At 68.6% G+C, this 13,154-nt stretch carries 11 protein-coding genes and 1 tRNA gene; 2 read left to right on the top strand and 10 right to left on the bottom strand.

Going from position 1 to position 13,154, the window contains the following annotated elements; all coding sequences use genetic code 11:
* Nucleotides 1-75: 75 nt before the first annotated feature.
* On the top strand, nt 76-1,503 hold the full coding sequence (gene pyk / locus OG509_RS10815; RefSeq protein WP_406182034.1) for a pyruvate kinase: 1,428 nt from the start codon (nt 76-78) through the stop codon (nt 1,501-1,503).
* A gap of 65 nt (nt 1,504-1,568) precedes the next feature.
* On the opposite strand, the gene OG509_RS10810 is transcribed toward pyk, so the two are convergent.
* The gene (locus OG509_RS10810) at nt 1,569-2,318 is read right to left on the bottom strand and encodes a transcriptional regulator (RefSeq protein ID WP_406182033.1); all 750 of its coding nucleotides are present in this window, start codon (nt 2,316-2,318) and stop codon (nt 1,569-1,571) included.
* A 110-nt stretch (nt 2,319-2,428) separates the two neighbouring features.
* Nucleotides 2,429-2,503 (bottom strand) — tRNA-Leu (locus tag OG509_RS10805).
* Between the two features lie 75 nt (nt 2,504-2,578).
* Between OG509_RS10805 and OG509_RS10800 the strand changes: the two genes are divergently transcribed.
* On the top strand, nt 2,579-3,253 hold the full coding sequence (locus tag OG509_RS10800) for an ANTAR domain-containing response regulator (protein ID WP_051696134.1): 675 nt from the start codon (nt 2,579-2,581) through the stop codon (nt 3,251-3,253).
* Nucleotides 3,254-3,318: 65 nt separating this feature from the next.
* On the opposite strand, the gene OG509_RS10795 is transcribed toward OG509_RS10800, so the two are convergent.
* The 8 genes from OG509_RS10795 to OG509_RS10760 form a co-directional block, all read right to left on the bottom strand.
* A complete protein-coding gene (locus OG509_RS10795) occupies nt 3,319-4,035 on the bottom strand; it encodes an ABC transporter ATP-binding protein (protein ID WP_385589118.1) in 717 nt (238 codons plus the stop codon).
* A complete protein-coding gene (locus OG509_RS10790) occupies nt 4,032-5,117 on the bottom strand; it encodes an ABC transporter ATP-binding protein (protein WP_406182030.1) in 1,086 nt (361 codons plus the stop codon). Before OG509_RS10790 ends, OG509_RS10795 begins: the two co-directional genes overlap by 4 nt.
* A 5-nt stretch (nt 5,118-5,122) precedes the next feature.
* Nucleotides 5,123-6,856, bottom strand: a complete 1,734-nt coding sequence (locus OG509_RS10785; RefSeq protein ID WP_406182028.1) for a branched-chain amino acid ABC transporter permease — start codon at nt 6,854-6,856, stop codon at nt 5,123-5,125.
* Between the two features lie 5 nt (nt 6,857-6,861).
* Complete coding sequence (locus OG509_RS10780) at nt 6,862-7,794, bottom strand: branched-chain amino acid ABC transporter permease (protein ID WP_030155821.1); 933 nt, start codon at nt 7,792-7,794, stop codon at nt 6,862-6,864.
* Between the two features lie 110 nt (nt 7,795-7,904).
* Nucleotides 7,905-9,143, bottom strand: coding sequence for a branched-chain amino acid ABC transporter substrate-binding protein (locus OG509_RS10775; RefSeq protein ID WP_406182025.1), 1,239 nt, complete (start codon nt 9,141-9,143; stop codon nt 7,905-7,907).
* Between the two features lie 532 nt (nt 9,144-9,675).
* A complete protein-coding gene (locus tag OG509_RS10770) occupies nt 9,676-10,086 on the bottom strand; it encodes a hypothetical protein (protein WP_406182023.1) in 411 nt (136 codons plus the stop codon).
* A gap of 207 nt (nt 10,087-10,293) precedes the next feature.
* Nucleotides 10,294-10,764: a hotdog fold thioesterase gene (locus OG509_RS10765; RefSeq protein WP_403734582.1), complete on the bottom strand. Its 471-nt coding sequence runs from the start codon at nt 10,762-10,764 to the stop codon at nt 10,294-10,296.
* Nucleotides 10,765-10,822: 58 nt separating this feature from the next.
* Entirely contained in the window at nt 10,823-13,093 is a 2,271-nt protein-coding gene (locus OG509_RS10760) for an FdhF/YdeP family oxidoreductase (protein WP_406182021.1), read from the bottom strand.
* Between the last annotated feature and the right edge of the window lie 61 nt (nt 13,094-13,154).

Raw genomic sequence — 13,154 nt, 5'->3', positions numbered from 1 at the left:
GCTTTCGCCCAAAGGTTGTTGAGTGGACACCCGGAACCAATTTCCTACTGTCTGGTAGGGGCATACGCTCGCCCCATGCGCCGAGCAAAAATCGTATGTACCCTGGGCCCCGCCACCGACTCATACGACCAGATCAAAGCCCTGGTCGAAGCCGGAATGGACATCGCCCGCCTCAACCTCAGCCACGGCACCTACGCCGACCACGAGGAGCGCTACCAGCGCGTACGCAAAGCCTCCGACGAAACCGGCCGCAGCGTCGGCATCCTCGCAGACCTTCAAGGCCCGAAGATCCGCCTCGGCCGATTCGCCGAAGGCCCCGTACTCCTTGAACGCGGCGACGAATTCACCATCACCGTCGAAGACCTCGAAGGCGACCGCCACACCTGCGGCACCACCTACAAGGGCCTCGCCGCCGACGTCACCACCGGCGAACGCATCCTCGTAGACGACGGCCGCGTCACCCTCGAAGTCACCGGCGTCGACGGCCCCCGCGTCCAGACCCTCGTCATCGAAGGCGGCATGGTCTCCGACCACAAGGGACTCAACCTCCCCGGCGTCGCCGTCTCCGTCCCCGCCCTCTCCGACAAGGACATCGACGACCTCCGCTGGGCCCTGCGCACCGGCGCCGACGTCATCGCCCTCTCCTTCGTCCGCAGCGGCCGCGACATCGAAGACGTCCACCGCATCATGGACGAGGAAGGCCGCCGCCTCCCCGTCATCGCAAAGATCGAAAAGCCCCAGGCCGTCGAAAACATCGACGACATCGTCGCCGCCTTCGACGGCATCATGGTCGCCCGCGGCGACCTCGGCGTCGAAATGCCCCTCGAACAGGTCCCGATCGTCCAGAAGCGCGCCGTCAAACTCGCCAAGCGCAACGCCAAGCCCGTCATCGTCGCGACCCAGATGCTCGACTCGATGATCGACAACTCCCGGCCCACCCGCGCCGAAGCCTCCGACGTCGCCAACGCCATCATCGACGGCACGGACGCGGTCATGCTCAGCGGCGAGACCAGCGTCGGCAAGTACCCAGTCGAGACGGTCAAGACGATGTCCCGCATCGTCGAAGCCGCCGAAGAGGACATCCTCGCCAAGGGCCTGCCCCCGCTCACCGAACGCAGCAAGCCCCGCACCCAAGGCGGAGCCGTCGCCCGCGCAGCCGCCGAAATGGGCGACTTCCTCGGCGCCAAGTTCCTGATCGCCTTCACCCAGAGCGGCGACACCGTCCGCCGCCTCTCCCGCTACCGCTCGCCCATCCCCCTCCTCGCCTTCACCCCCGACCCCGCCACCCGCTCCCAGCTCAACCTCACCTGGGGCGTCGAAACCTTCCTCGGCCCCCACGTCGACTCCACCGACGCCATGGTCGCCCAGGTCGAGGAAGAACTCCTGCGCATCGGCCGCTGCGTACGCGGCGACGTCGTCGTCATCACCGCCGGCTCGCCCCCCGGAGTCACCGGCTCCACCAACCTGGTCCGCGTCCACCACATCGGCGACCCCGTCCGCTGACGCCGCCCGGCAGCACCCCCGCGTCGGGCCCCGTCCCGCCCGACGCGGCCACGGCCACCCGTCGGCTAGTACTTGGGCCCGATGTGCGCATCCATGAGCGCGACGGAGCCCTTCCGCGCGACGGAGACGTTGAAGGGATCGCTCCCGCGCGCCAGGATCGTCCACTGGACCCCGACCTTGGTGAGCGTGTCCGTACACAGCTTCCGGATGTCGTCGGACTTATTGGTGAAGAAGTACCGCGGGTACTCGTACCGCTTGCCGTTCCGAACGGTCCAGTTCGTGACCCGGCACCCGTCGGAGTGGATGAGCCCGCGCAGGAACTCCCATGGGTGGGCATCGACGATCTCCTGCTGCCACCCTTCGAGCACGATCCGCCGCTCGTGCTTCTTGCCGGGCCCGTGCTGCGGGAACATGCACGTCCAGTGTCGTCCGTAGCTGGTGACGGCCACGCAGCCCTGCTTCTGCAGCAGGTAGACCTTGTCGTCAGGCCGGACGGCCTTGATCGCCACGCGGCACAGTTCGATGAGCCCCGGCCATGCGTCGGCGCAGGCAATCCGGAGGTGGTGCCCTCCGCGGGGGTGCGGGCTGATGCAGCCGTCACCGAGGTAGAGGCCCAGTAGATACGCATACGAGGCCTTGTCGGTAGGTGCCGCGCACGGGAGGGCGTTGGGGAGCAGGCGTGGAAGGGGTTCCAGGCGGGACTTCCACGCTCGGATCGCGGCCCGCGATATCCCGGTTTCCTTGCTGACGGAGTTCATGCTGCGCCCGTCGGCGAGCAGGTCCAGCGTGTGCTTGCGGGTGGCGATGTCGTACATGCGGTCGACGCTGCCGTGCGCAATTCGCTCACGTGGCGCATTTTGGCGAGCTTCGCTGAAACGAGTGAAGGTCACGCGATAATCGCGTGACCTTGGAAAATGAGGAAAAGTGCCCCGGGTCGGACTCGAACCGACACTGAATGGGTTTTGAATCCATCGCCTGCTGCCAATTGGGCTACCGGGGCCCAGTGAATCGAAGGTTGCCTCCGACCCGCTGCGAGTCCACCTTACCGTAGCTAGGTAGGCTCGGGGGAGCTTGTATGCCCCGCAACGAGGAGCCATCCGTGACCGCCGAGCACGAGTCGACGCCCACGCCCGACGCCGACCAGTCGCACGTTCCGCCGCTGACGACCCGCGTCGTCATCGCCGAGGACGAGGCGCTCATCCGTCTCGATCTGAAAGAGATGCTGGAGGAGGAGGGCTACTCCGTCGTCGGCGAGGCCGGGGACGGGCAGACGGCCGTCGAGCTGGCTCGCGAGCACCGGCCCGACCTGGTCATCCTCGATGTGAAGATGCCCGTCCTGGACGGGATCTCCGCGGCCGAGAAGATCGCGGAGGAGTCCATCGCCCCCGTACTGATGCTCACCGCGTTCTCGCAGCGCGACCTCGTCGAGCGGGCGCGGGACGCCGGGGCCATGGCGTACCTGGTGAAGCCGTTCAGCAAGAGCGACGTGGTGCCGGCCATCGAGATGGCGGTGTCGCGGTTCGCGGAGCTGAAGGCGTTGGAGAAGGAGGTCGCGGACCTCTCGCTCCGGCTGGAGACCCGCAAGCTCGTGGACCGGGCGAAGAGCATTCTGCAGACGCAGTACGGGCTGACCGAGCCGGCCGCGTTCCGGTGGATCCAGAAGACGTCCATGGACCGTCGTATGTCCATGCAGCAGGTTGCCGAGGCGGTCATCGAGGACGCCGAGGAGAAGAAGAACGCCGCGAAGTAGTACCGGGTATGCGTGAGGCCCGCCACCGGGGGAAGGTGGCGGGCCTCACGTGTGCAGCGAGGGGATCAGTCCTCGCCGAGGTAGGCCTTGCGGACGTCCTCGTTGTGCAGGAGCTCCTGGCCGGAGCCGCTGAGCACGATCTTGCCGATCTCCATCACGTGGGCCTGGTCGGCCAGCGAGAGGGCGGCCTGGGCGTTCTGCTCGACGAGCAGGATGGTGGTGCCGGTGGCCTTGAGTTCGGCGATGGTCGCCATGATCTTCTGCATCATCAGCGGGGAGAGGCCCATGGAGGGCTCGTCCAGCATGAGCAGCTTGGGTCGGGACATGAGGGCCCGGCCCATGGCGAGCATCTGCTGCTCACCGCCCGAGAGGGTGCCGGCGGCCTGCTTTCGGCGTTCGCCCAGGATGGGGAACATCTCGTAGGCGCGCTCGACGTCCTTCTCGATGCCCTCCTTGTCGGTGCGCAGGAAGGCGCCGAGCTGGAGGTTTTCGGCGATCGTCAGCCGGGGGAAGATGTGGCGTCCCTCGGGGGAGTGGGCGAGGCCCAGGGAGACGATCTTGTGGGCGGGGACCTGTGCGAGCGGCTTGCCGTCGAAGGTGACGGTGCCGCCGGCGGGCTTGAGGAGGCCCGAGAGGGTGCGCAGGGTGGTGGTCTTGCCGGCGCCGTTGGTGCCGACGAGGCAGACGATCTCGCCCTCGTTGACCTGGAAGGAGATGCCCTTGACGGCTTCGATCTTGCCGTAGGCGACCTTGAGGTCGTTGACCTCGAGCAGTGCGGTCACTTGGCTTCTCCGTCCGTGCTGGTGGTGCTGTCCGGGTCCGCGGCCGGTTCGGCGTCCGCGGCCGGCTCGGTGTCCGGCTCGGAGGCCGGTTCGGCTTCAGCGTCCGCGTCGGCCTCGGCTTCCGCCGGTGCCTCGGCCTCGGCCGGTGCCTCGGCCTCGGCCGGTGCCTCGGCCTCGGCCGGTGCCTCGGCTTCCGCCGGTGCCTCGGCCGCCGCCTGCTCCTCGGCGGCTTCGACCTCGGCGACCTCGGCCGCGACCTCGACCTCGGCCTCGGCCGCGCCCGGGTCGCCCTCGAAGGGCTCTCCGAGGTAGGCGGCGATGACGCGCTCGTCGCCCTGGACTTCGGCCGCGGTGCCCTCGATGAGCTTTTCGCCCTGGACGAGGCAGGCGACGCGGTCGCAGAGGTTGAAGATGAAGCGCATGTCGTGCTCGATGACGAGTACGGCGATGCCCATGTCCCGGATGGCGAAGATGAGTTCTTCGGCCGCGCGGGTCTCCTGCGGGTTCATGCCGGCGGTCGGCTCGTCCAGGAGGATGAGGCCGGGGTCGCTGGCGAGGGCGCGGGCGATTTCGAGCTTGCGCTGCTCGCCGTAGGGGAGGTTCTTGGCGAGGTGCTGGGCCTTCTTCTCCAGGCCGATGAACTCCAGGAGCTCCATCGCCCGTGCCTCGCTGGCGGCTTCGGCCTTCTTGAAGCCGGGGCCGCGCAGGAGGGCGGACCAGAGGCCTTCCTTGGTGCGGGTGTGGCGTCCGACGAGGACGTTCTCCATCACCGTCATGTTGTGGAAGAGCCGGATGTTCTGGAAGGTGCGGGCGATGCCGGCGCTGGTGACCAGGTGCGGCTTGGGCGGCAGGACCGTGCCCTTGTAGCTGACGGTTCCCTCGGTGGGGACGTACAGCCCGGTCAGGCAGTTGAAGAAGGTGGTCTTGCCGGCGCCGTTGGGGCCGATGAGACCGACGATCTCGCCCGCGTTGACCTTGAGGTCCACGCCCTTGACGGCGGTGAGGCCGCCGAAGCGCATGGTGACGCCGCTGGCTTCGAGGACGGTGGTCGTCGCCGTGGTGGTGGTGTCTGTGGTGGTCATGGTGTTCACGCACCCGCCTTGGCGGTGGCCAGGTCCGCGGGGGCCTGGTCAATCGTCTCTTCGTCGTGGTACTCGAGCTGCGCGCGCTTGTTGGCGATGAGGCCTTCGGGGCGGAAGCGCATGAGCAGGATGAGGGCGATGCCGAACGCGAGGAGCTGGTAGTCCTGGAGGAAGGCCAGCTTCGCCGGGATCAGGAAGAGCAGTGCGGCGCCGAGGATGGGGCCGCGGATGGTGCCCATGCCGCCGAGGATGACGGCGGCGAGGAGGAACGCGGAGTTCGGCGGGACGGGCCCGGCGAAGACGTAGTTCTCGGGGACGACCGTGCTGTTGACGTGCGCCTGGACGGTGCCGGCGAGGCCGGCGAGGGTGGCGCCGAGGGCGAAGGCGATGAGCTTGACCTTGAAGCCGTTGATGCCCATGGCTTCGGCGGCGGTCTCGTCCTCGCGGATGGCGACCCAGGCGCGGCCGATGCGGCTGTTGCCGGCTCGGGCGAAGACCAGGATGACCACGGCCATCACGAGCAGCATCAGGAAGTAGTAGTTGGCGTAGGCACCGAGGACGATGCCGCCGACGTTGTGCGACTCCCCGAAGTTCCACCCGAAGAGTTCGAGGTGGGGGATGTTGGGGATGCCGTTGGGGCCGTTGGTGATGTCCGGGCCCGAGGTGCCGTCGAGGTTGCCCATGGCGATGCGGAAGATTTCTCCGAAGCCGAGGGTGACGATGGCGAGGTAGTCGCCGCGCAGGCGCAGGGTCGGGGCTCCGATGACCACGCCGAAGATCAGCGAGGCGAGGGCGCCGACGATGACCGCTGCCCAGAAGGGGAGCTGGAAGCCGAAGGCGGAGGCGGTGCTTCCGGAGACCAGGGCCGCGGCGTAGGCGCCGACGCCGAGGAAGGCGACGTAACCGAGGTCGAGCAGGCCCGCGAGGCCGACGACCACGTTGAGGCCGAGGGCGACGGTCGCGAAGATCAGGATGTTCACCGCGATGAGCGTGTACGTGTCGCCGCTCTGCTGGATGAACGGGAAGGTGATCGCGGCGGCCGCGGTCCCGATGAGGGTGACCTGGCGGTTCTTCGCGGTGAGGAGGCCGAGCCGGTCGAAGAGGCCGGACTTGAGCAGGGCGAAGGCCGCGAAGCCGACGATGATCAGGTACGTGACGAAGAGCTGCGGCTCCTTGTCATCGGTGTCGATGCCGAAGGTGACCAGGTAGAGGCCGACGGCGAAGGCGACGGCGATGATCACGATCTCGGCCCAGGAGGGCAGCTTCTTGGCGGGGGCCGCCTTGTGGCTGTCGTCGGCGAGCTTGTACGCGGCGAGGGCCGGGATGAGCGAGCCGATGAGGGCGACGTAGGCGCCGGGCTCCAGGTGGACGAAACCGCCGAGGACCACTGCGATGGCGATGACGGTGAACCAGGTGCCGGCGAGGGTGCCGAGCGAGAGGATCCACACGGGCTTGCGGGCGCCGGTGGGGGTGAGCCAGCGCAGGCCCTTGACGCCGAGCGCGGAGAGCGCGTGGGCGGTGGTGAGGAGGGCGCCGAGGAGGCTCAGGTACTGGATGGGGGCCGGGCTGCCGTAGTAGGTGAGGTCACCGGGGAACTCGGCGGTCCAGGTCCAGGCGAGGAAGGCGCTGACGACGGTCAGCAGGCTTCCGCCGATGACCGTGTAGAGCAGTGCGGTCCGGGAGACGGCACCGGTGCTCTCGGCCTCGGCTTCGAGCGGGAGGGTTGCTTCGTTGGTCATGGTTCTCACGCCCGATCCGCGACGCGCTCACCGAGCAGGCCTTGTGGCCGCACGAGGAGGACGACGATGAGGAGTACGAACGCCCAGACGTTGGACCAGGCTCCACCGCCGAGCTGCGACATGCCGGGGATGTCTTCGATGTAGGCGATCGACAGGGCTTCGGCGAGGCCGAGGACGACGCCGCCGACCATGGCTCCGTAGATGTTGCCGATGCCGCCGAGGACGGCTGCGGTGAAGGCCTTGAGGCCGAGGATGAAGCCCATCTCGAAGTTGATCTGGCCCTTGTCGAGGCCGTAGGCGACGGCTGCGACGGCGGCGAACGCGGCACCGATGGCGAAGGCCATGACGATGATGCGGTCGGTGTTGATGCCCATCAGCTTCGCGGTGTCGGGGTCCTGCGCGGTGGCCTGCATGGCGCGGCCGCTGCGGCTCTTCTGGACGAAGATGCCGAGGGCGAGCATGCAGAGCGGGGCGAGGATGAGGACGAAGAGGTCCGCGCGCTGGATGGCGAGGCTGTCGGTGATCTTGAAGGCTTCGCCCTTGAACTCGGGGAAGCTGACGGCCTTCTTGGCATCCGGGTAGAACTGCCAGACGAGCTGCTGGAGCGCGATCGAGAGGCCGATTGCGGTGATGAGGGGGGCGAGCCGGGGAGCGCTGCGCAGGGGACGGTACGCGAAGCGTTCGGCTGCGGTGGCTACGGCGACGGAGGCGAGTGCGCCTCCGACGATCATGACGGGAATCGCGATCAGCAGGGAGGTGCCGGTCGGGAGTGCGGCGTAGGCGGTGAGCGCGCCGAAGCCGCCGATCATGAAGATCTCGCCGTGGGCGAAGTTGATGAGCTGGACGATGCCGTAGACCATGGTGTACCCGATGGCTATGAGGCCATAAAGGGCACCGAGGGCAAGGCCGTTGGCCAGCTGTTGCGGCAGTTCGTGCACCGCAGGGCCTCCGATGAGCGTGTCGGATAAGACTCCGCGCGAGGGCGCTGTTGCGCCCTCGCGCGGTGGGTGTGGTTCAGGTACTGCTGGTGGTGCGGGGTCCTACGGGATTACTGGTTGAACGTGTCGCTCTTGACGTCGATCCACTTGCCGCCCTCGACCTTGTAGACCGTGAGCTGCTTGTTGGTGGTGTCGCCGTACTCGTCGAAGGCGACCTTGCCGGTCACGCCTTCGAAGGACACCTTGCCGAGGGCCTCGACGACCTTGGCGCGGGCGTCGGTGGGCAGCTTGCCACCGTTGGCGGCGACGACGTTCTTGACGGCCTGGACGACGGCCCAGCCGGCGTCGTAGGAGTAGCCGCCGTAGGCCGCGTACGGGTCCTTGTAGCCGCCGGCCTGGTAGTCGGCGATGAAGGTCTTGGCGGTGGGCAGCTTCTCGACCGGGTAGCCGATCGAGGTGGAGAGGTCGCCCTCGTTGGCCTCGCCGGAGGCGGAGATGAAGGCGGGGTCCTGGATGCCGTCGCCGCCCATGAGCGGGATGTTGGCTCCGGTCTTCTTGACCTGGTCGGCGAGGAGGCCGCCCTCGGGGTACTGGCCGCCGAAGTAGACGGAGTCGGCGCCGGAGGTCTTGACCTTGTCGGCGGTGGAGGAGAAGTCGGTCTCCTTCACGGTGACGTGGTCGGTGCCGACGACCTCGCCGCCGAGCTTCTTGAACTCGTCGGAGAAGATCGCGGCGAGGCCGGCGCCGTAGGTCTGCTTGTCGTCGACGACGAAGACCTTCTTCTTGCCGGCGTCCTTGAAGAGGTACTGGGCGGCGAACTTGCCCTGGACCACGTCGGTGGCGGCGGTGCGGAAGTAGGTCTTGAAGGGGCGCTTGAACTCGCCCTTGCCCCAGTTGTCGCCCTGGCTGAGCGCGGGGTTGGTGTTGGCGGGGGAGACCTGCGCCAGGTTGGCGGAGGCGAAGACGCCCTGCATCTGCTGGGCGACGCCGGAGTTCAGCGGGCCGACGACGCCGACGACGTCCTTGTTGCCGACGAGCTTGGTGGCGTTGGCCTGGCCGGAGGCGGGGACCGCCTGGTCGTCGAGGGCTTCGACCTTGAACTCGATGCCGGGGACCTCGTTGTTCTTGTTGGCCGTCTTGGCCGCGAGGTCGACCGAGTTCTTGATGCCCTGGCCGAGCGCGGAGAGCGAGCCGGTGAGGGGGGCGTCCACGCCGATGACGACGACGGTCTTGGCGCCGTCGGCCTTGTCCCCGCCGGTCTTGGCCTCATCGCGCGAGCCGCAGGCGGTGAGGGTCAGTGCTCCCGTGGTGATCACGGTGGTGAGGACGAGCAAAGAACGGTGTCGCACGATTCTTCCTTTCCCTGGCGCGGCCCCCTCAGATGAGGTGCCGTTTGGTCGCCGGGCCGCACTGGGATGTCCACGGCCGTGCTGGGTTGCGCCCTGCGGCGCGGTGACTGGCCGTGACTCTAGGCCGAGGTGGCGAGTGCGGGGAGCAGGGAAAGGATGATGTGACTGTCTTGTTATGCCGAGGCCAAGAATGTGTGGCGGGAGTGCGGACAATTCGGACGTTTAGCCACTTCGGGGAATGTCCGCATGGTGAGAATTCCCTGTTTCCCTAAGGGGCTTGAGGGGTTCATGCTCCTGTCATTGATCAAAAGGGCCCGAATGTCGCTGGCTGTGCCCGGAAGAATCCGGCGGGTGGCATTCCGCAGGGGAAAAGCGGGATTCAGTAGGGCGTCGACATTACTGAGGGTAATTTCTCCCCTTGATCCACTTCGGGCGGATCGATCTTGCTCCGGGATGCGAAGGGCCTCCGACCTGCGGATCGGGTCCGCGCCCCCGTGCGCCCGGAAGTCGGACAGCGCGCACGGGATTCCGGTCACCCGGGCGGACTGGGGGGCCGCCAGTTCTCGGAGCTCCAGGTTGCCCCGTTCTGTTCGGCGCAGCGCTGCGCCGTGAACCGGTCGACGAGCTCAAGTGCCTTGTCCAGACCGGCAGTTCGCTCCTCGGCGCGGCCTGCGGCGACGGCTTCCTCGTGGATCGTGTACTGGTCGTTCGACAGGCCCTTCTGCTCCCAGTCGAGCCCGGCCCATTTGCTGCCCTTGAGGGTCTCCTTCGCCCAGTAGGACACCAGACTTGTGCAGATCTGGGCGGGCGAGGAGGGGCTGGAAACGGGCGTTGGTGTGGTCCGCGGGGCGGGTGGGGCGGATGTGGAGCATCCGGACAGGGCGAGTGCCGCCAGGAGTGCGGCGGCACCGCAGCGGGCCGCGGTGCGTGGAGTGGTCCCCATGATGGGAAGGTAGGCCGTCACCTTCGGTGACACAACAGTCGTTGCGGGGCCGGGCGCGGACTGGCGGGTTCCGGGCGGTTGCCGGGTCGGTACGGGCCGGGGCCCGGCTCGTAAGCGCCCTCGGGCCTGGCCCGTACGCGCCGCAGGCCCGGGTCCGGCCCCTCGGAGGGGCGGGATCCGGGCCTGCGGGGGCTCGTCGCGGGCGGGTCAGGCCCCGGCGGCGGGGTCCGCGTCGCGCAGCAGGCAGGTCAGGCGGGCGGTGCACACCCGACGGTCCTGCTCGTCGCTGATGACGATCTCGTACGTGGCGGTGGAGCGGCCGCGGTGTACGGGGCTGGCGACGCCGGTGACCAGGCCGGAGCGCGCGCCGCGGTGGTGGGTGCAGTTCAGGTCCACGCCGACGGCGATCTTGGTGATGCCGCCGTGCATCATGGCGCCGACCGAGCCGAGGGTCTCGGCGAGTACGGCCGAGGCGCCGCCGTGCAGCAGCCCGTACGGCTGGGTGTTGCCCTTGACCGGCATGGTGCCGACGACCCGCTCGGCCGAGGCTTCGAGGATGCGGATGTCCATCCGCTCGCCGAGATCGCCCGCCGAGAACAGCGCGGGCAGGTCGATGCCCAGGGCCGTGTACTCGTCGAGTACCTCCTGCGGGAACTTCACAGCGTGCTGCTCGCCCATGGGCAGGCTCCGTTCGTGTGTCAACGCTCGTTAACCGTCTTGTCCTGAGGTCGTTCTATCAGGCCGGTTCGAAGCGCACGACGACGGACTTGCTCGCGGGGGTGTTGCTGGTGTCCGCGGTGGAGTCGAGCGGGACCAGCACGTTGGTCTCGGGGTAGTACGCGGCCGCGCAGCCGCGGGCGGTCGGGTAGTGCACGACGCGGAAGCCGGGGGCGCGCCGCTCGACGCCGTCCTTCCACTCGCTGACCAGGTCCTGGTACGAGCCGTCCGCGAGCCCCAGCTCCGCCGCGTCCTCGGGGTTGACCATGACGACGCGGCGGCCGCCGGTGATCCCGCGGTAGCGGTCGTCGAGGCCGTAGATGGTGGTGTTGTACTGGTCGTGGCTGCGCAGGGTCTGCAGCAGGAGCCGGCCCTCGGGGATCTTCGGGTACTCGACGGGGGCGGCGGTGAAGTTCGCCTTGCCGGTCTTGGTGGGGAAGCGGCGCTCGTCGCGCGGGGCGTGCGGGAGGCGGAAGCCCTCGGGGCGGGCCGCGCGGGCGTTGAAGTCCTCGAAGCCGGGGATCACCCGGGAGATCCGGTCGCGGACGGCCGCGTAGTCGCGCTCGAACTCCTCCCACGGGGTGGCGGAGGCGGCGCCGAGGACGGCGCGGGCCATGCGGGCCACGATGGCCGGCTCGGAGAGCAGGTGCGGGGAGGCCGGGGGGAGGTTGCCGCGGGAGGCGTGGACCATGCCCATGGAGTCCTCGACGGTGACGAACTGCCTGCCGCTCGCCTGGACGTCCTTGTCGGTACGGCCGAGGGTGGGCAGGATCAGGGCGCGCCGGCCGGTGACCGCGTGGGAGCGGTTGAGCTTGGTGGAGACGTGGACGGTCAGGGAGGCGCGGCGGATCGCGGCCTCGGTGACGTCGGTGTCGGGGGTGGCGCCGACGAAGTTGCCGCCCATGGCGAAGAGGACCTTGGCCTTGCCGTCGCGCAGGGCCTCGATGGAGCGGACGACGTCGTAGCCGTGGCCGCGCGGCGAGGTGATGCCGAATTCCTTGTCGAGTGAGTCGAGGAAGGCGGGCGCGGGCCGTTCGAAGATCCCCATGGTGCGGTCGCCCTGGACGTTGGAGTGGCCGCGGACGGGGCAGACGCCGGCGCCGGGGCGGCCGATGTTGCCGCGCAGCAGGAGCAGGTTGACGACCTCGCGGATGGTGGCGACGGAGTGCTTGTGCTGGGTGAGGCCCATGGCCCAGCAGATGATGGTGCGCTTCGAGGCCAGGACCATGGCCAGCGCCCGCTCGATCTCGGGGCGGGTGAGGCCGGTGGCGGTGAGGGTCTCGGCCCAGTCGGCTTCCCCGGCGGCGGCCGCGAGCTCCTCGTAGCCGTGGGTGTGCTCGCGGATGAAGGCCTCGTCGGTGGCGCCCTCGGTCTCGATGACGAGCTTGTTGAGGAGGCGGAAGAGGGCCTGGTCGCCGCCGATGCGGATCTGGAGGAAGAGGTCGTTGAGGGCGGTGCCCTTGAACATGCCGATCGGGGTCTGGGGGTTCTTGAAACGCTCCAGGCCGGCCTCGGGCAGCGGGTTCACCGAGATGATCCTCGCGCCGGCGGACTTGGCCTTCTCCAGGGCGGAGAGCATGCGCGGGTGGTTGGTGCCCGGGTTCTGTCCGGCGACGATGATCAGGTCGGCCTGGTGGAGGTCTTCGAGGTTGACGCTGCCCTTGCCGATGCCGATGGTCTCGTTCAGCGCGGAGCCCGAGGACTCGTGGCACATGTTGGAGCAGTCGGGCAGGTTGTTGGTGCCGAACTCGCGGGCGAAGAGCTGGAAGAGGAACGCGGCCTCGTTGCTGGTGCGGCCCGAGGTGTAGAAGAGGGCCTCGTCGGGGGAGCCGAGGGCGGTCAGCTCCTCGGCGATGATCTCGAAGGCCCGCTCCCAGGGGACGGCCTGGTACCGGTCGGCACCTTCGGGCAGGTACATCGGCTCGGTGATGCGGCCCTGCTGGCCCAGCCAGTACCCGGAGCGGCCGGCGAGGTCGGCCAGGGAGTGCTCGGCGAAGAACTCCGGGGTGACCCGGCGCAGCGTGGCCTCCTCGGCGACGGCCTTGGCGCCGTTCTCGCAGAACTCGGCGGTGTGCCGCTTGTCTCCCTCGGGCCAGGCGCAGCCCGGGCAGTCGAAGCCGTCCTTCTGGTTGACCTTGAGCAGGGTGCGCGCGGTACGGGCGACGCCCATCTGCTGCTGCGCGATCCGCAGGGTGTGCCCGATCGCGGGCAGGCCGGCGGCGGCACGCTTGGGGGGCGCCACCTGCGGCGCGTGCTGTACGGGATCACCTGCGGGCGGCTTGGCGGCCATGTCGCTCCCCTTTGAGCAGTCGAGCATCGCGGCGTCGGCCGCTGTGGGTATTCGCGTAGAC

The organism is Streptomyces sp. NBC_01006, from assembly GCF_045162725.1.
In the GTDB taxonomy this organism is placed as follows: Bacteria; Actinomycetota; Actinomycetes; order Streptomycetales; family Streptomycetaceae; genus Streptomyces.
The sequence above is the reverse complement of the archived record's forward strand: the minus strand, read 5'-3'. Positions and strand labels throughout refer to the sequence as shown.